This is a genomic window from Pseudooceanicola sediminis, from assembly GCF_003575965.1.
Classification (GTDB): domain Bacteria; phylum Pseudomonadota; class Alphaproteobacteria; order Rhodobacterales; family Rhodobacteraceae; genus Pseudooceanicola; species Pseudooceanicola sediminis.
Window position 1 is genome coordinate 234,844 of record NZ_QWJJ01000004.1, and the last position, 18,443, is coordinate 253,286.

Annotated in this window: 16 protein-coding genes; 10 read left to right on the forward strand and 6 right to left on the reverse strand. The window is 64.1% G+C overall.

The window, feature by feature from the left end:
- Positions 1-137 precede the first annotated feature (137 nt).
- From cobA to DL237_RS06245, 3 genes are all read left to right on the forward strand, one after another.
- Positions 138-1,001 (forward strand): uroporphyrinogen-III C-methyltransferase, encoded by an 864-nt coding sequence (gene cobA, locus DL237_RS06235; protein WP_119398174.1) that lies wholly within the window; start codon positions 138-140, stop codon positions 999-1,001.
- Positions 998-2,299, forward strand: a complete 1,302-nt coding sequence (locus tag DL237_RS06240; RefSeq protein ID WP_119398175.1) for a cobyrinate a,c-diamide synthase — start codon at positions 998-1,000, stop codon at positions 2,297-2,299. The genes cobA and DL237_RS06240 overlap by 4 nt, the downstream gene beginning before the upstream one ends.
- 180 nt (positions 2,300-2,479) lie before the next feature.
- Positions 2,480-3,706, forward strand: a complete 1,227-nt coding sequence (locus tag DL237_RS06245; RefSeq protein WP_119398176.1) for an MFS transporter — start codon at positions 2,480-2,482, stop codon at positions 3,704-3,706.
- Between the two features lie 56 nt (positions 3,707-3,762).
- Here DL237_RS06245 and DL237_RS06250 read toward each other — a convergent pair whose 3' ends face one another.
- The 4 genes from DL237_RS06250 to DL237_RS06265 all read right to left on the reverse strand — a co-directional run bounded on the left by DL237_RS06250 (position 3,763) and on the right by DL237_RS06265 (position 8,949).
- Positions 3,763-4,563 (reverse strand): squalene/phytoene synthase family protein, encoded by an 801-nt coding sequence (locus DL237_RS06250; RefSeq protein ID WP_233544885.1) that lies wholly within the window; start codon positions 4,561-4,563, stop codon positions 3,763-3,765.
- 220 nt (positions 4,564-4,783) lie between these two features.
- The gene (gene cimA, locus DL237_RS06255; protein WP_119398177.1) at positions 4,784-6,400 is read right to left on the reverse strand and encodes a citramalate synthase; all 1,617 of its coding nucleotides are present in this window, start codon (positions 6,398-6,400) and stop codon (positions 4,784-4,786) included.
- 112 nt (positions 6,401-6,512) lie between these two features.
- Complete coding sequence (cysS, locus tag DL237_RS06260; protein WP_119398178.1) at positions 6,513-7,949, reverse strand: cysteine--tRNA ligase; 1,437 nt, start codon at positions 7,947-7,949, stop codon at positions 6,513-6,515.
- Positions 7,950-8,184: 235 nt separating this feature from the next.
- Positions 8,185-8,949 (reverse strand): metallophosphoesterase family protein, encoded by a 765-nt coding sequence (locus tag DL237_RS06265; RefSeq protein WP_119398245.1) that lies wholly within the window; start codon positions 8,947-8,949, stop codon positions 8,185-8,187.
- A 119-nt stretch (positions 8,950-9,068) separates the two neighbouring features.
- Between DL237_RS06265 and DL237_RS06270 the strand changes: the two genes are divergently transcribed.
- Positions 9,069-9,893 carry an isocitrate lyase/PEP mutase family protein gene (locus DL237_RS06270; RefSeq protein ID WP_119398179.1) on the forward strand — a complete coding sequence of 275 codons (825 nt, stop codon included), beginning with the start codon at positions 9,069-9,071 and terminating at the stop codon, positions 9,891-9,893.
- A gap of 99 nt (positions 9,894-9,992) precedes the next feature.
- On the opposite strand, the gene DL237_RS06275 is transcribed toward DL237_RS06270, so the two are convergent.
- Together DL237_RS06275 and DL237_RS06280 are read right to left on the reverse strand one after the other, a co-directional pair.
- Positions 9,993-10,553 carry a peptidylprolyl isomerase gene (locus DL237_RS06275; protein WP_119398180.1) on the reverse strand — a complete coding sequence of 187 codons (561 nt, stop codon included), beginning with the start codon at positions 10,551-10,553 and terminating at the stop codon, positions 9,993-9,995.
- A complete protein-coding gene (locus DL237_RS06280) occupies positions 10,546-11,052 on the reverse strand; it encodes a peptidylprolyl isomerase (protein ID WP_119398181.1) in 507 nt (168 codons plus the stop codon). The genes DL237_RS06275 and DL237_RS06280 overlap by 8 nt, the downstream gene beginning before the upstream one ends.
- A 126-nt stretch (positions 11,053-11,178) precedes the next feature.
- On the opposite strand from DL237_RS06280, the gene DL237_RS06285 reads away from it, so the two are divergent.
- The 6 genes from DL237_RS06285 to DL237_RS06310 all read left to right on the forward strand — a co-directional run bounded on the left by DL237_RS06285 (position 11,179) and on the right by DL237_RS06310 (position 18,400).
- Entirely contained in the window at positions 11,179-12,348 is a 1,170-nt protein-coding gene (locus DL237_RS06285) for a phosphoglycerate kinase (protein ID WP_119398182.1), read from the forward strand.
- A gap of 138 nt (positions 12,349-12,486) precedes the next feature.
- Complete coding sequence (locus DL237_RS06290) at positions 12,487-13,410, forward strand: fructose bisphosphate aldolase (RefSeq protein ID WP_233544886.1); 924 nt, start codon at positions 12,487-12,489, stop codon at positions 13,408-13,410.
- Between the two features lie 152 nt (positions 13,411-13,562).
- Complete coding sequence (locus DL237_RS06295) at positions 13,563-13,862, forward strand: FtsB family cell division protein (protein ID WP_119398247.1); 300 nt, start codon at positions 13,563-13,565, stop codon at positions 13,860-13,862.
- A gap of 746 nt (positions 13,863-14,608) precedes the next feature.
- Positions 14,609-15,625 carry a pyruvate dehydrogenase (acetyl-transferring) E1 component subunit alpha gene (gene pdhA / locus DL237_RS06300; RefSeq protein ID WP_119398183.1) on the forward strand — a complete coding sequence of 339 codons (1,017 nt, stop codon included), beginning with the start codon at positions 14,609-14,611 and terminating at the stop codon, positions 15,623-15,625.
- A 14-nt stretch (positions 15,626-15,639) separates the two neighbouring features.
- Positions 15,640-17,046: a pyruvate dehydrogenase complex E1 component subunit beta gene (locus tag DL237_RS06305; protein ID WP_119398184.1), complete on the forward strand. Its 1,407-nt coding sequence runs from the start codon at positions 15,640-15,642 to the stop codon at positions 17,044-17,046.
- A gap of 13 nt (positions 17,047-17,059) precedes the next feature.
- On the forward strand, positions 17,060-18,400 hold the full coding sequence (locus DL237_RS06310) for a pyruvate dehydrogenase complex dihydrolipoamide acetyltransferase (RefSeq protein WP_119398185.1): 1,341 nt from the start codon (positions 17,060-17,062) through the stop codon (positions 18,398-18,400).
- Positions 18,401-18,443: the final 43 nt, after the last annotated feature.

Below are 18,443 nucleotides of genomic sequence, written 5' to 3' on the forward strand. Positions count from 1 at the left end.
AAACGGTTTTCCATCCAGACCCCGCCTGGTGGATAATTCTGCCGATACGCCTGCCGCCAGGCTATGGCTTTCCTTTTCGCGGCCTGCGGTGCAGCCCGGCCTTTCGCGGCCTCGTCCGTGCGGGCTATACTTGCGGCATGACCGACTCATCCCCCTCCGCACCTTCGCTGCCCGGCGGCGCCTGGCCTGTCCTCGAACCCGGCTGGGTCTGGCTTTGCGGGGCCGGCCCGGGCGATCCGGGCCTGCTGACGCTACACGCGCTCAACGCCCTGCGACAGGCCGACGTCGTGATCTACGACGCATTGGTGCAAAGCGCGATCCTCGATTGGGCGCCACAGGCCGAACACGTCTACGCGGGCAAGCGCGGCGGCAAACCCTCGGCCCGGCAACGCGACATCTCGCTCCGCCTCGTCGATCTCGCGCGAGAGGGCAAACGTGTTCTGCGGCTCAAGGGTGGCGATCCCTTCGTCTTTGGCCGCGGCGGAGAAGAGGCACAGACGCTGATCCAGCATGGCGTCAACGTGCGCATCATTCCCGGCATTTCGGCGGGTATCGGCGGGCTGGCCTATGCCGGCATCCCGGTCACCCACCGCGATGTCAACCAATCCGTCACCTTCGTCACTGGCCACGATCAATCGGGCGAGGCACCGGGGTCTTTGAACTGGCGTGCCATTGCCGAAGGCGCGCAGGTGCTGGTGATCTACATGGGCATGAAACACGCCCGCCGCATCGCGGACGCCCTGATGCAGGCCGGTCGTCCCGCCGATGAACCGGCGGCGGTGGTGTGCAATGCCACCACACCGGAGCAGCAGGTTCTGGAAACCACGCTCGGCCGCCTTGCCGACGACATCGACGCCTCAGAGATGCAGCCCCCCGCCATCCTGTGCATCGGACGGTCCGTCCTGATGCGGCAGGTGCTCGACTGGCAGGCGCTTGCCGCCGGACAGATCCCGCGCGATCTCGATCCGCTTGGGCGGGGCCGCCCGGCCGAGGTGTCATGAAAGGTCTGATCCTGGCCGCGCCGTCCTCGGGCGCGGGCAAGACGACGGTGACATTGGCCCTGCTGCGCCTGCTGAACCGAGCGGGTATTCACCTGCGCGGCGCAAAGTCCGGGCCTGACTATATCGACCCGAAGTTTCACGAAGCCGCGTGCCGGCAGCCCTGCATCAATCTGGACGCCTGGGCGATGCCGCCTGCCCGCATCGCGTCACTGGCGGCCTCCCCCTCGGTCGACCTGCTGGTCATCGAAGGCGCAATGGGCCTGTTCGACGGCGCGCCCCCGGCGGGCCGCGGTGCCGTTGCAGACCTGGCGCGCCAGTTGGCCTTGCCGGTGATCCTGATCGTCGACGCAGGCCGCATGGCACAGAGCGTGGCACCGCTGGTGGCGGGCTTTGCCGGGTTCGATCCTGACGTGCGCATCGCCGGGGTGATCCTGAACCGCGTCGGCTCTGCCCGGCATGCCCGGATGCTGCGCGCGGCACTTGCCCCGCTGGGTCGGCCGGTGCTGGGCACCCTGCCCCGTCGCGCCGACCTGGCCCTGCCCTCACGCCACCTCGGTCTTGTCCAGGCGGGGGAAACGCCGGACCTGGATGCCTTTCTGGACCGCGCCGCCGATGCGCTGGCAGCAGGTGCGCCCGGCGATCGGCCATTCGACCTCGATACGACGCTTGCCCTTGCCAGTCCGCTGGCCGGCTCGGTCGCAACCTCGGCCCGCACGGGTTTTCCCCCTCCGCCCGCCCAGCATATCGCCGTGGCCCAGGATGCCGCCTTTGCCTTTGCCTATCCGCATATGCTGGACACCTGGCGGGCCGCTGGCGCGCAGCTGTCGTTCTTTTCGCCGCTGGCGGATGACGCGGTGCCGCGCTGCGACCTGGTGTTCCTGCCCGGCGGCTATCCCGAACTGCACGCCGGGCGCCTCGCCGCGAACGCGGCCTTTCTGACCAGCCTGCGTCGCCATGCAGCCTCGGCCCCGGTCTATGGCGAATGCGGCGGCTACATGGTGCTCGGGGATGCCCTGACAGACGAAAACGGCACGTGTCACGCGATGGCCGGCCTGCTGCGGTTGCAAACCAGCTTTCAGCGGCGAAAACTGCATCTCGGCTACCGTAGCCTCGTGGCTGACGCCGGCCCGATGTCGGGGGCCTGGGCTGGGCATGAGTTTCATTATGCCACGACAATCCGCGCCGAAGGCGACGCCCTTTTTCAGGCCTGCGACGCCGAGGGGACGCCTCTGCCCGCCATGGGCCTGCGACAGGGTCAGGTGTGCGGCAGTTTCGCCCACCTGATCGAGCCCGCCTGACCGCGCCCCCAGGTCGTTGCCCCGATTTGTTGCCTCGGTCCGCTGCCGCTGCACTGGCCGCACCTTCGGAGCGACACGCAAAGACCCGCGGTCCACGCCCCTGCCGCCGGGCAGAGCGCCGCGAAACTTTGCAGCGCAATGCTATTGCCCGAACCCTGCGCAACGGCTACGGATTTCGCCATGACAGAGACTCTCCCCCTCCCCGATGATCGAAAGGCCCGCCGCAATGTCGGCGTGCTGGTCCTGGCCCAGGCCGTGCTGGGCGCCCAGATGCCGATGCTTTTCACCATCGGCGGTCTCGCCGGTCAGAGCCTTGCCCCGACCCCCTGCCTTGCCACCCTGCCGATCTCTCTGGTGGTGCTCGGTTCCATGCTGGCGGCGACGCCGGTTTCGGGGATCATGCAGAAATACGGCCGCCGGACAGGCTTTTTTACCGGCGCTCTCTTCGGCACCATCGGGGCGATTGTCGGCGCGACGGGTCTGTACCTGGCATCATTTCCGATCTTCCTGCTCGGCTCGCTGCTGACCGGGGTCTACATGTCGGCGCAGGGGTTCTACCGCTTTGCCGCGACCGATACCGCCTCGGACAGCTTCCGCCCCAAGGCAATTTCCTATGTCATGGCGGGGGGGCTGGCGGCGGCGGTGATCGGGCCGCAACTGGTCAAGGTGACTGCGGATGCCATGGTGATCCCTTTCCTTGGCACCTATCTGGCCATGATCACGCTGAACGTCGCGGGGTCCTTCCTGTTCCTGTTCCTCGACATTCCCAAACCGGTCGCCCCCGCCCACGACGCCCCCAAGGGCCGCACCCGGAGAGAGCTGATCACCACGCCGCGCATCGCAGTCGCGGTCATTGTCGCCACCGTCAGCTACATGCTGATGAACCTTGTGATGACCTCGGCGCCGCTGGCCGTGGTCGGCTGTGGCTTTGACAAGGGCAACGCGGCCGATGTCGTCACCAGCCACGTGCTGGCCATGTATGTCCCCAGCTTTTTCACCGGCCACCTGATCGCGCGCTTCGGCGTTCACAAGATCATGGGTCTGGGCCTGCTGATCCTGGCCAGCGCGGGTTTCGTCGCGCTTCAAGGCGTCGAGCTTGAGAATTTCTTCGGCACGCTGATCCTGCTCGGGATTGGCTGGAACTTCGGCTTCATCGGCGCAACCACGATGCTGTCCGGCGCACATGCCCCGTCCGAACGGGGCCGTATGCAGGGCCTGAATGACCTGATCGTGTTTGGCGGCGTGACACTCGGCTCGCTTGCGTCGGGCGGCCTGATGAACTGCGCCGGTTCCAGCCCCGAGGCGGGCTGGTCTGCGGTCAACCTCGCCATGGTGCCGTTGCTGGTGCTGGCTGGCGGCGCGCTGATCTGGCTGGTGATGCGCCCCAAAGACGACACCCTTGCCTGATCAGGTGACGCCCCGACCCGTCGTCGCCCACTCTGCCGTTCCCCGACCGGGCGCGCCTACCAGCGCCCGGTAATGGCCGCCTTTGCCAACGACAGCCGCTCGCGAAACGGCGCCACTGCCAGCGCGCCCGACACGACGGCCCCGGGCGCGCGCACAGCCTGTTTCAGTACGGCCTGCGCCTCGGCCACCCCGAACAGCAGCGGCGCGGCGGCCCTGTCGACCGATCCGCGCGCACGCCGTGCCCGGTCAATGCGCTCCAGCCCCTCGCGCGCCAACGCCTGGACCGCCTCTGGCCGACCATCGGGCAAGGGATAGCGCCCCGACGCCTCCAGCTCTGGCACCGCGCGCAGCCAGTTCGACAGACCCAACGCAAATCCCGCATCCGCCGCCACCGCTTCGGGCAGGTTCGCACGCAACATGCCCGCCCCGACACGCAACAAGGTAGCGCTGGTCATATCCAGATAGCCACGAAACTGTGCCTCGTCCTCGAAGGGCTCTTTCCAGACGTCCCAGCGGCGCGCCTCGACCAGCTTGTCCAGCAGCGCGGCCCCGTCCGGTGTCAGGCGATGCGACAAGGGCGTTACCACGTCATGCCGCCGAATGCCGCTACCCGCTCCGATCTCCTCCAACGCGTCCCGCCACCATTGCAGACGCATTTCTGCAATCATCGGCTCCTGCGTCACCCAAGGCGCGCGGGCGACCTCGATATTGAAGGCGTACAGCGGAAACAGCGCCATGCGCGCCGTCACCGGCGCCGCCATCACAGTGCGAAACCGGCCCGGATCGCCACGCTCGACAACCGAGGCGCAGGCGGTCAGATCATCATCCCAGTCGCTCGTGGTCTCAGATTTGGTCAATAATTTCTCCGTTCATCGCAGCGGCGTTGCCTCTACCGACACCGCAGCAGCGCCTGCCCCATGCCCGATGATCGCATTCGTTCCCCGGCATCGCCGACGACATCCACCCGGAGCCGACGGTCGCGAACCCGACGGTGAAAAAACGCCCGCAGGCCGCGCCCCTGATCTGCCCTGCCACCGGGCCCGTCACAAAGACACGCCCTTCACGGAAACGCATCCTTCATGACGCGCTCAGGGTGGCGTGCAGCAACTTCCAGATCACCGCATCCAGCAACGCCTCGAACGAGGCATCTACTATGTTGGCAGATACGCCCACGCTCGACCAGCGATGCCCGGCGTCGTCTTCGCTGTCGATGATGACACGGGTCACCGCCTCGGTACCGCCCTGCGTGATGCGCACCTTGAAGTCGACCAGGCGCATGTCGTCGATAATCTCCTGGTACCGGCCCAGATCCTTGGCCAGCGCCTTGGACAGGGCGTTTATCGGGCCGCGGTCCGCCCCGGTCTCATCCAGGCTCTCCGAAACCGACAGGCGTTTTTCGCCCTCGACGTTCAACACCACGACCGCCTCCGACAGGCTCACCATCTGTCCCGCCAGGTTGCGCCGCCGCTCGATGGTGACGCGGTAACGCTCCACCTCGAAAAATTGCGGCAAAAGGCCCAGCTCGCGCCGCGCCAGCAGCTCGAAACTCGCCTGCGCGGAATCGTAGGTATAACCGCGGTCCTCCCGCGCCTTGACCTCGTTCAGGATGGCCGCCAACGCCGGATGTCCCTTTTCCACCGCCAGCCCCGCATCCGCCAGACGGCGACGCAGGTTCGACTGACCGGCCTGGTTGGACATCGGAATGACCCGCTCGTTGCCGACCAGGGCCGGGTCGATATGTTCATAGGTCGCGGGGTCCTTCAGGATCGCGCTGGCATGCAGCCCGGCCTTGTGCGCAAAGGCCGACGCCCCGACAAAGGGGGCCTGACGCACCGGAACCCGGTTCAGGATGTCGTCCAGCTTGCGCGACACGCTCACCAGGCTCTGCAAGGCCCCCCGGTCGATCCCGGTTTCGTAACGACTGGCGTAGGGCTCCTTCAGCAACAGCGTCGGGATCAGCGTGATCAGGTTGGCGTTGCCGCAGCGCTCCCCCAACCCGTTCAGCGTCCCCTGGATCTGGCGGGCCCCGGCATCCACCGCCGCCAGCGATCCGGCCACGGCATTGGCCGTATCGTTATGGGTATGAATCCCGAGGTGATCACCGGGAATGCCAGATGCGATCACATCCGCCACGATCTCGCCGATCTGCACCGGCAAGGTACCGCCATTGGTATCGCACAACACGATCCAGCGCGCCCCGGCCTCATGCGCCGCGCGCACGGCGGCCAGCGCATAGGTTCGGTTCGCCTTCCAGCCGTCAAAGAAATGTTCCGCGTCGAACAGGGCCTCATGACCCAGTGCCACGAGATGTGCCACCGATCGCGAGATGTTCTCCAGGTTCTCATCCAGCGTGATGCCAAGCGCGGTGGTGACATGAAAATCATGCGTCTTCCCCACCAGGCAGACCGTCCCCGTACCGGCATTGACGACGGCAGCCAACACATCGTCATTCTCGGCGGAAACACCGGCCCGCTTGGTCATGCCAAAGGCCGCCATCCTGGCCCGCGTAGCAGGTGCTGCCTCGAAAAACGCACTGTCGGTGGGGTTCGCCCCCGGCCAGCCACCCTCGATGTAATCGACGCCCAGCCCGTCCAGCATCTTCGCAATGCGGATCTTCTCGTCAGTCGAAAACTGAACACCCTGCGTCTGCTGCCCGTCCCGCAAGGTGGTGTCGTACAAATACAGCCGTTCCATCACAGCCCTCCCGCACCTGTCATGTTTCCCTGTCGGAAATATCCTCGGGGGTGAATTGCGCGTCCCGCGCAAGAGGGGGCAGACAGCCCCCTCTCACCACTCTCAAGTCGCGTCATGCCAGCCCCTCCAGCCTGGCCACATCAAAGTCCGGCCCCGCCAGCAGCTCGACCCCGGCCTTCGACATCCGCACCTCGACACCCGCCGCGATCAGACCCGCCTTGAGGGCATCGACACGAGAGAAATCCTTGCTCTCCATCGCCTCGGCCCGTGCCTCGCTCAAGGCGATCTGCAGCGCCGAAAGATCCACATCCGGCGACGTCGCCCAAGATCCCAGATCTGGAAGAAGAAGACCGAGAAGGTTGGCACTTGCTACGAACTCGGCCTCGATATCGTGCGCAGTTCGGGCAAGATCGGGAACCTGATGCTCCTCCCAATATTGATGTTGCTTCAACTCATCCGCCATGGTCCGCAGCCAATAAAGCGCTTTGGATGTGTTCAGATCATCCCCGAGGTCACGAAGCATAAGCGCGCTCGGCTCCGCCGCAGCAACACCTGTCAGCAGGCCACGCCACTTCCGCAACGTCGCCTCTGCCTCGGCACGCTTCTTCTCGGTCCAGTCCATCGGCTTGCCGTAATGCGTGCCCAGGAACACCATCCGGATCACCTCTCCCGGCACGCCCTGATCCAGCAGATCGCGCACGGTAAAGAAGTTGCCCAGCGACTTGGACATCTTCTTGCCCTCGACCTGCAGCATCTCGTTATGCAGCCAGTATTTCGCAAATTCCCCCTCGGGGTGCGCACAGCAGCTCTGGGCGACCTCGTTCTCGTGGTGGGGAAATTGCAGGTCGATCCCGCCGCCGTGAATATCGAAACTCTCGCCCAACAGCTCATAGCTCATGGCCGAGCATTCGATATGCCAGCCGGGACGCCCCCGCCCCCAGGGGCTGTCCCAACCGGGCAGCTCATCTGACGAGGGTTTCCACAGCACGAAATCCATCGGATCACGCTTGTAGGGCGCCACCTCGACCCGCGCACCGGCGATCATGTCCTCGACAGTGCGCCCCGACAGTGCGCCGTAATCTGCATAAGAGCCGACGGAAAACAACACGTGCCCCTCGGCCGCATAGGCATGGCCCCCTGCGATCAGACGCTCGATCATCGCGACCATCTGCGGGATGAACTCGGTCGCGCGCGGCTCCATATCCGGGCGCAGCGTGCCAAGCGCCTCCATGTCGGCATGATACCAGCCGATCGTCTCGTCCGTGATCTCGCGGATTGAACGGCCGTCCCGCGCCGCGCGCGCGTTGATCTTGTCGTCGACGTCGGTAAAGTTGCGGACGTAAGTTACCTTGCCCCAACCATTTTCTTTCGCCGCGTGGCGCAGCAAACGGTACAGCACATCGAACACCACCACTGGCCGGGCATTGCCCAGATGCGCGCGATCATAGACGGTCGGGCCGCAGACATACATGCGCACATCCCGTTTATCGAGCGGGACAAAGGTTTCCTTCGTCCGGGTGCGCGAATTGTGCAGCTTGATCTCGACCATCTCACGTTCCTCTCGGTCATGCCTGACAGGCAAGCGGGTGCGCAGGCGGCTTAGCAGGATCGTTGGAAGTTGGAAACGAAGAAGCCGCCCGCGAGGTTATCTCAGCAGGGAATAATGCAACGGGGAATGATGCAGGCTTTCCGGTTCATGCCCCGTGGATAAAGCGGCGCCGGGAATTTGCCAAGCGTTCTTTGCGCGCCCGCCCCTGCCCTGGCGCATCGGCCGCTGCGATGGGTCACAGTCGGCCCACAGCAACAGCCCGCGCCCAATCCTCGCGCCCGTTGGAGCGGGCGCGTGCGACCATGTCACGGGTATCGTAGAGCACGTGATGATGCGCCACATGCCACCCCGCCCCGTCCCGCGACACCAGCGCCCAGGTCGCCGCCGGGGTGCGCGTTTCGACCTTGTGCGGCACCGGGGTCGTGTCGTCATAGGCCGGGCATCCGACCGAGCCTGGATTCAGCAACACCTGGCCCCCGGGCAGATGCCAAAGCGTCGGCAGATGCGTATGGGCACACAATAGCAACGACGCTGTCACCCCGCGCGCCCATTCCGCAACCTCCTCGATCCCGCGCGGCAGCAGGTTGCCTGCGGCATCGACCCGATGTGTCCAATAGACATCATCCGCCAGCGGTGTCGCATGGCAGGCCCAGACATCGCCGAAATCCAGCACCTCGGGAAGCTCCGCCACCCACGCAAGCGCAGCCGCGTCCAGGGCATCGAAGGCGACCTGGTCAGAGGGCCCCATCCGGGCGCGGTCCTGCTCCAGCAAATAGCGGTCGTGGTTCCCACGCAGGCAATATGCCGGCAGGCCGAGCAGGTGCGCCGCCGTCCCGGCCGGGTCCAAAGGGCCTGAAAAATGGTCACCCAGCACCAGGACGGACGACACGCGATACCGCGCAATGTCATCCAGAACAGCCCGCAACGCACTGGAATTGCCGTGAATATCAGCCAGAACCGCAAAGCGGGCAGGAAGCGGAGGGGCAACGCGTGTTTTCATGATAACAGCGTGGCGTTGCCACAGCACGGCTGGCAAGCGGAAAATCCTTGCGCTGGCAGGCATATTGCTGGACCGTCCCTGCGACCGATTGCGACGATCTGTGAAGAAGGAGGCATCACATGCATGATCCCGGCCCCGCGTTTCGCGCGTTGCACCAGCCCGGAACACCCTTTGTCCTTGCCAATGCCTGGGATATCGGCTCGGCCAGGATGCTGGCCGCCCTGGGGGCCCAGGCCATTGGCACATCCTCTGCCGCCTTCGCCTTTACGCTCGGCAAACCCGACGGGCAGGTCACGCGGGACGAAGCACTGGCGCACGCCGAAAGCATCGTTGCGGCTACGGAGCTTCCCGTCTCGGGTGATTTCGAAAACGGCTATGGCGACGATCCCGATACGGTGGCCGAAACTGTCCGGCTTGCCTGCGAGGCCGGTCTGGCGGGACTCTCGATAGAGGATACGCTGTCCGGCGCGACCGGATCCTATGAGCGCGACCTGGCGGTTGAACGCATCCGCGCAGCGGCGTCCGCCGCGCGTTCGCTTCCCCGTGATTTCATGCTGGTGGCCCGCGCCGATGGTGTCATGCTCGACACCTATGATATCGAGGAAGCACTGGCGCGCCTGGCCGGGTTCGAAGAGGCGGGGGCAGATTGCCTCTACGTGCCCGCGCCCCCCAGTTTTGAAGACCTGCAACGCATCTGTGAGAGTACCACTCTGCCGGTCAACGCACTGACCGTCGGGACGCTGGCGAGCTATACGCTTGAGGATTTTGCCCGCATCGGCGTGGCACGGATCTCGCTCGGCTCGTCTCTGGCGCGTGTGACACATCGTGCCATCATCGACGCCATGAGCGAGGTGTTCGAAGATGGCAGTTTCTCGCGTCTGAAAAAATCCGTTTCGGGCGGCGAAATCGACCAGATGCTGATCGCGGGTGCCACCAAGGCCTGAGGCCCGGCCGCGACATTTCCATGGCTCCGCAGACAGAACGGGCGCGCCAATGGCACGCCCGTTTTCGTTTTCCCAGCGAACCGGCTTAGCCGGTCACGATTACTCGGTCACAGTGACTTTCGTCATGACATCGGGCGCACCGATGACTGCGCCGTTGGCACCTTCGCCACGTTTGATCTGATCGACCACATCCATACCGTCAGTCACCTCTCCGACGACCGTATACTGGCCATTCAGGAAATCACCGGGGGCGAACATGATGAAGAACTGCGAATTCGCCGAATCCGGGCTTTGCGACCGGGCCATGCCGACCGTACCGCGCTGAAACGGCTTGTCCGAAAATTCAGCGGCGATGTCGGGCAGGTCGCTGCCCCCACGGCCTGCCATGCTCATGTCGCCGCCGGTCTTGCCGTACTGAACGTCACCGGTTTGCGCCATGAAGCCATCGATCACGCGGTGAAACACCACGCCATCATAAGCGCCCTGTTCGGCAAGAGTGGTGATCTGGGCGACATGTTTGGGCGCGACATCATCGAACAAATCGACGTGGACGGTGCCGTTGGCGGCACCCTCGACCTCAATGTCCAGACCGGTCGCGCCCGCCTGCCCTGCCAATGCGGCAAAGCCTGCGGTCGCCAGTGCGGTTGCCAGCTTACGCATCTGCCGCAACCTTGACCGAAATCATCACGTCGGGCTGCGCAGGCGGCTCGCCACGGGTGATGGCATCGACATGCTCCATGCCTTCGATGACACGGCCGTAGACGGTATACTGACCGTTCAGAAAGCTGTTGTCCTTGAAGTTGATGAAGAATTGCGAATTTGCCGAGTTCGGGTTCTGGCTGCGCGCCGCGCCCAGGGTGCCGCGCTCGTGCGGCAGCTTGGAGAATTCGGCCGGAAGGTCGGGCAGATCAGACGACCCTGTACCGGCCATGCGCAGGTTGAAATCGCCGGTCGAATTGCCATGCGCAACGTCACCCGTCTGCGCCATGAACCCGTCGATCACGCGGTGGAACACCACCCCGTCATAAGAGCCGGCGCGCGCCAGCTCCTTCATCCGTTCGGCGTGCTTGGGGGCGACGTCCGCCAGCAGCTCGATCACGACGGTACCGCCCTTGAGCTCCATCAGGATGGTGTTTTCGGGATCCTTGATTTCGGCCATTTGTCTCTCCTTACTCATGTTTGCGCCAGCAATAGGGATATGCAGGGCAATTGCCAAGTAACCCGTGTTGACCGGAGGGCGCGAAGCCGCCAGAACTTGGGGCAACTGACACAAGGAGTGGGACGCATGGGCTGGAAAACGCTGGACGACATGGAACTTGACGGCAAACGGGTGCTGACCCGCGTGGATATCAACGTTCCTGTCGAGGATGGCAAAGTCACCGACGCCACCCGGATCGAGCGAATCGTGCCGAGCGTGCAGTACATCCTGGAACAAGGCGGCAAGGTTCTGATGCTGGCGCACTTCGGCCGCCCGAAAGGCAAGGTCGTGCCCGAGATGAGCCTGCAAGTGGTGCTGCCCGCCCTGGAGCAGGCACTCGGTCAGAAGGTCGCCTTTGCCGAAGACCTGGAGGCCGCAGAGGGGCTGGAACAGGACATTATCCTGCTGGAAAACATTCGCTTTTGGCCGGGCGAGGAAAAGAACGATGCAGAATTCGCCAAAAGGCTCGCCAGCCTGGGCGATGTCTACTGCAACGACGCGTTTTCCGCAGCTCACCGTGCTCATGCCAGCACCGAGGCGCTGGCGCGCGAGCTGCCGGCCTGCGCCGGTCGGCTGATGCAGGCCGAACTGGAAGCCCTGGAAACCGCGCTCGGGGATCCGGTGCGACCCGTGATCGCGGTCGTCGGCGGGGCAAAGGTTTCGAGCAAGCTGGAGCTGCTGGGCAACCTTGTCTGCAAGGTCGACCGGCTGGTGATCGGCGGCGGCATGGCCAACACGTTCCTGGCGGCGCAGGGTATCGACGTCGGGAAATCGCTGGCCGAACATGACATGACGGAAACGGCGAAGCAGATCCAGATGAAGGCGCTGGATGTCGGCTGCGAAATCATCCTGCCCGCCGATGTCGTCGTCGCCCGCGAGTTCAAGGCCAATGCCGAGAGCGAGACCGTTCCGGCGACGCAATGTCCGGCGGATGCGATGATTCTGGACGCGGGGCCGGACAGTGTGCTGCGTCTGACGGCCGCGTTCGAAGCCTCCAAGACCTTGATCTGGAACGGTCCCCTGGGCGCCTTCGAGATCGAGCCGTTCAACGCCGCGACGGATGCGGCGGCACTGAAGGCAGCCGAGCTGACGAAGGCCGGCAAGCTGGTGTCGGTTGCAGGTGGCGGTGATACGGTGGCGGCGCTGAATGCCAGCGGCGCGGCCGAAAGCTTCAGCTATATCTCGACCGCAGGGGGCGCGTTCCTGGAGTGGATGGAGGGCAAGACCCTGCCCGGCGTTGCCGCTCTGGGGGGCTGAAACACGCAGCCATCGCGGGATCTGCCCTCCGTTAGCGCAACCTGAATTGCATGAAATTGCGCTGTCGCTTAGACATGGGGAAAAGGTCGCGGAGGCGCTGCGGCCTGCAACCAACCCCATTACTTCAGGCGATTGCAAATGACGGAAACGACCCAGGCCGAATTGGTACGTGCCGACGCAGCCATGGCAGAACAGATGCGCAGCGGCGACGGTTTCATCGCGGCGCTTGACCAGAGCGGCGGCTCGACTCCAAAGGCGCTCAAGCTGTATGGCATTGAAGAGGATGCCTATTCCTCGGATGCCGAGATGTTTTCGCTGATGCACCAGATGCGGGCGCGGATCATCAAGAGCCCGGCCTTCAACGGTGAAAAGGTCATCGGCGCGATCCTGTTCGAGCGGACCATGGACGGCGACATCGACGGAGTTCCGACCGCGAAATACCTGTGGGAAGAAACCCACGTCGTGCCTTTTCTGAAGGTCGACAAGGGGCTGGACGACGCGGCGGATGGTGTGAAGCTGATGAAACCGATGCCGGACCTGGATGCCCTGTGCCAGCGCGCGGTGTCCAAGGGAATCTTCGGGACCAAGATGCGCAGCGTCGTGGATGCGGCGAACCCGGTCGGCATCAAGAAGATCGTCGATCAGCAGTTCGAGGTCGGGATGCAGATCCTGAGCCATGGTCTGATGCCGATCCTGGAACCCGAAGTGACCATCACCATTGCCGACAAGGCCGAAGCCGAGGACCTGCTGCGCGACGAGATCCTGGCGCATCTGGACGCCCTGCCCGCCGGTGTCGAAGTGATGCTGAAGCTGTCAATCCCGGAAAAGGTGAACCAGTACAAGGCGTTAATCGACCATCCCGCGGTGATGAAGGTGGTGGCGCTGTCGGGCGGATACGAGCGGCAGGATGCCAATGCGCGCCTGTCAAAACAGACGGGCATGATCGCCAGCTTCTCGCGTGCGCTGACCGAGGGGCTGTCCGCCCAGCAGGCGGATGCGGAGTTCGATGCGACCCTGGCCGAAACCATCGACGGCATTTACCAGGCATCTGTCGCGGGCTGAGAGCTGCGATCATCGTCGTGTGGAAAGGGGCGTTTTGCGCCCCTTTTTGCTTGTCTGAAAATATGGGATTCCCTTGGCGAATCGCTTGTGGCATGGTGGCCGCGTAACGCCCGTCAGAGGCGCAGGCCCAGATGTGGGCTATGAGGCAGACCATGATCAGTGACAGCCGCCCGCCGTTCGGGCTTTTCCTTTATTTCGCCGCCGTCCTCATGTTGGGGATGTATTTCACCTTTGCCGCCGTGCAAGGGGAATACGGGTTGTTCAAACGGGCGGTCGTGCAGGCCGACAACACCCGGCTGCAATCGCAGCTGGATGCCCTGAAGGGACAGATCTCGGTCATGGAGAACCGCACGCGGCGGCTGTCGGATGGATACCTCGATCTGGATCTGCTGGACCAGCAGGCCCGGGACGTTCTGGGGCTGGTGCGCGGTGACGAGTTCGTCCTGCGCTGAGCGGATGTCGGTATCCGCGGGCCAGACACCCGCAACCTATTGATTCAGCTAAATTCCAACGTCGGTATCAGGGCGGTGTCCGAGCGGTATCTGAACGGTGTTTTCGCGCGCGAACCGCGTGGGTATCGGGATGGGCTGCGCTGTCAGGGCGGGGAAAAGGGGGCGCTGCCGCAGAAAGGGGAAAAAGGGGGCGCTGCCCCCGTCAGCCGTTGGCTGACTCCCCCGGGGTATTTTTCGCCAGATGACAGGGAGGGGCGGCGGGCTGTTGAGGGGTCTGTCTGGGGGCGTTTGGGGCCGGGGTCGTTTGGGCGGGCGGTGCTGGGCGTGCGGGGCGGCGTTCGGGGCGGCGTTCAGGCGCAATGGCGGGACCTGCCCTGAGGGGCGGGCTCGGTCGCGCGAGGATCCCTTGGGGATGTCGGGGCGTTTCTGCGCGCGGCACGTTGCGCGTGCCGGTGGATGTCGTGGGCCTGTCGCGGGTCGGAGAAGGGGCGGTTGCCGGAAGACGGCATTTTAAAGAGTGATTGTCGTGAGACGCGAGTGGTCTATGGTAACAGTCGGAACCCGCGTCCCAGCCACGCGGAAAACCGGCACGAGCCACCACCGCCGCCGTTGCGGCAAATTCGCCCTCGCATCCGGCGGGGATCTGATGTATGAGATAGTTTAGTATTAAACTATCCTTGTTTTGCGCCACTTTGTCCCGGTCCTTCACGCAAGACCGGCGACGATTCACGGGGAGGACACCTTATATGGCAACCCGCAAAGCCGCAGCCACGCCGAATATTTCGGCAGATGAGCTGAAAACCTACTATCACGACATGCTGTTGATCCGCCGCTTTGAAGAAAAGGCCGGGCAGCTTTACGGCATGGGTCTGATCGGGGGGTTCTGCCACCTCTACATCGGGCAGGAGGCCGTTGTCGTCGGCCTGGAAGCCGCGGCGGAGGAAGGCGACAAGCGCGTCACATCCTATCGCGACCACGGGCACATGCTGGCCTGTGGCATGAACCCCGATGGGGTCATGGCCGAGTTGACCGGGCGCGAGGGCGGCTATTCCAAGGGGAAAGGCGGCTCGATGCACATGTTCTCCAAGGAAAAGAACTTCTACGGCGGGCATGGCATCGTCGGCGCGCAGGTGCCGATCGGGGCCGGCCTGGCCTTTGCCGACAAGTACCTGGGCAATGATCGTGTGACGTTCACCTATTTCGGCGATGGCGCCGCGAACCAGGGGCAGGTCTACGAGAGCTTCAACATGGCGGCGCTGTGGAAGCTGCCGGTGATTTTCGTCATCGAGAACAACCAGTACGCCATGGGGACGTCGCAGAAGCGATCCACCTCGTCGCCCGAGATCTTTCGGCGCGGTGAGGCCTATGGCATTCCCGGCGAGATGGTCGATGGCATGGATGTGCTGGCGGTGAAGGCCGCGGGCGAGAAGGCGATTGCCCACTGCCGCGCCGGTGACGGCCCCTACATCCTGGAAGTGAAGACCTATCGGTATCGCGGGCATTCCATGTCGGACCCGGCGAAGTACCGCACCCGCGAGGAAGTGCAGAAGATGCGCACCGAGAAGGACCCCATCGATCACGTGCGTGATCTGCTGGTGTCGGGCGGCCATGCCAGCGAGGACGATCTGAAAGAGATCGACAAGTCCATCAAGGGCATCGTCAACCAGTCGGCCGAGTTCGCCAAGGACAGCCCGGAACCGGGTGTCGAAGAGCTGTGGACCGATATTTATGCCGATGTGGCGCCGCAAGACGAAGACGCCTGAGGGAGGACTAGCATATGCCCACTGAAATTCTGATGCCCGCGCTTTCCCCCACCATGGAAGAAGGCACGCTGGCGAAATGGCTGGTCAAGGAAGGCGATACCGTCTCCTCTGGCGATATCCTGGCCGAAATCGAGACCGACAAGGCGACGATGGAGTTCGAGGCCGTTGACGAAGGTGTCATCGGCAAGATCCTGGTCGAGGCGGGCAGCGAGGGCGTGAAGGTGAACACGCCGATCGCCGTGCTGCTGGAAGAGGGCGAGAGCGCCGACGATATCGGCGAGACCTCGGCGGCCCCTGCCTCCGGGGAAAAGGCCACAGATAAGGACGACGCGCCGAAAGACAACGCGCCGAAGGACGAGGCCGCAAAGGCGCCTGCCAAGGCCGCCGCCCCCGTCGAGGTAAAGTCCAACGCCAGCCCCGACTGGCCGGAAGGCACCGAGATGAAAACGCAGACCGTGCGCGAGGCGCTGCGCGATGCGATGGCGGAAGAGATGCGCAAGGACGAGAACGTCTATCTGATGGGCGAGGAAGTCGCGGAATATCAGGGGGCCTACAAGGTCAGCCAGGGTATGCTGGATGAGTTCGGCCCCAAGCGCGTGGTCGACACGCCGATCACCGAGCACGGCTTTACCGGGATCGCGGTTGGCGCGGCCTTTGGCGGGTTGAAGCCGATTGTCGAGTTCATGACCTTCAACTTTGCCATGCAGGCGATTGACCAGATCATCAACTCAGCCGCCAAGACGCTGTACATGTCCGGTGGTCAGATGGGGGCGCCGATGGTGTTCCGTGGCCCGAACGGCGCGGCGGCCCGCGTGGGCGCCCAGCACAGCCAGGATTACGCGGCATGGTACGCGCAGATCCCCGGGCTGAAGGTGGTGATGCCCTATTCGGCGTCGGACTACAAAGGTCTGATGAAGACGGCGATCAACGATCCGAACCCGGTGATCTTTCTGGAAAACGAGATCCTGTATGGTCGCAGTTTCGATGTGCCCGTCCTGGACGATTTCAAGATTCCGTTCGGCAAGGCGCGGATCTGGAAGGAGGGCAGCGATGTCACCATCGTGTCCTTCGGGATCGGGATGCAGTACGCCCTGGAAGCCGCTGAAAAGCTGGCCGAAGAGGGGATCGACGCCGAGGTGATCGACCTGCGCACGATCCGTCCGCTGGATTACGACACCGTGCTGGCGAGCGTGATGAAGACCAACCGCTGCGTCACGGTCGAGGAAGGCTTTCCCGTCGGGTCCATCGGCAACCACCTGTCGGCGGTGATCATGGAGCGCGCGTTCGACTACCTCGACGCGCCGGTGATCAACTGCGCCGGCAAGGACGTACCGATGCCCTACGCGGCGAACCTTGAGAAGCTGGCGCTGGTGACCACGCAAGAGGTCATCGAGGCCGTGAAAAAAGTCACCTACCGCTGAGGGAGAGAGCGACATGCCTACGGAAATCCTGATGCCTGCGCTGTCTCCGACGATGGAGGAAGGCACGCTGGCGAAATGGCTGATCAAGGAGGGGGACACCGTTTCCTCTGGTGATCTGCTGGCCGAAATCGAGACCGACAAGGCGACGATGGAGTTCGAGGCCGTTGACGAAGGTGTCATCGGCAAGATCCTGGTCGAGGCGGGCAGCGAGGGCGTGAAGGTGAACACGCCGATCGCGGTACTGCTGGAAGAGGGCGAGAGCGCCGACGATATCGGCGAGACCTCGGCGCCCAAGGCCGAGGCGAAGGCGAACCCGGAAGAGACTTCGGACGCGGCCCCGAAAGAGGCCCCGAAAGAAGCTCAGAAGGCCCCGGCGGGCGATGCGTCCCCTGCCCCGGCGGCGCCGAAAGATGCCGACGGCAAGCGTATCTTTGCCTCGCCGCTGGCGCGGCGGATCGCGGCGCAGAAGGGTCTGGACCTGGCGGCGATGAAAGGCTCGGGCCCGCATGGGCGGATCGTCAAGGCGGATGTCGAGGCGGCCGAGGCTGCGCCGGCGAAATCGGCGGAATCGGCCCCGGTTGCAGGCGCGCCGAAGTCGGCACCGGCCGGCGCCATGCCGACGGGTCTGAGCACCGAAACCGTGCTGAAGATGTACGCCGACCGCGACTTTGAAGAGGTCAAGCTGGACGGGATGCGCAAGACCATCGCGGCCCGCCTGACCGAAGCAAAACAGACGATCCCGCACTTCTACCTGCGGCGGGACATCAAGCTGGACGCGCTGATGAAATTCCGCGCGCAGCTGAACAAGCAACTGGAAGGCCGCAGCGTGAAGTTGTCGATCAACGACTTCATCATCAAGGCCTGCGCACTGGCGTTGCAAGCCGTACCGGATGCGAATGCGGTCTGGGCCGGTGACCGGGTGCTGAAGCTGAAACCGTCGGACGTGGCCGTGGCCGTCGCCATCGAGGGGGGCCTGTTCACGCCCGTCCTCAAGGATGCCGACATGAAGTCACTGTCGGCGCTGTCGGCAGAGATGAAGGACCTGGCAGGCCGCGCGCGCGACAAGAAGCTTGCGCCGCATGAGTACCAGGGCGGTGCCTTTGCCGTGTCGAACCTCGGGATGTTCGGGATCGACAATTTCGACGCCGTGATCAACCCGCCGCATGGCGCGATCCTGGCTGTCGGGTCCGGCGTCAAGAAACCTGTGGTGAATGCAGAGGGCGAGATCGAGGTGGCCACGGTCATGTCGGTGACGCTGTCCGTCGATCACCGGGTCATCGATGGTGCCCTGGGCGCAGAGCTGCTGAAAGCGATTGTCGAGAACCTTGAAAACCCGATGGTCATGCTGGCCTGACCGGGCCCCACAGCGCGATCATTGAAAAGGCCGCCCCTCGGGG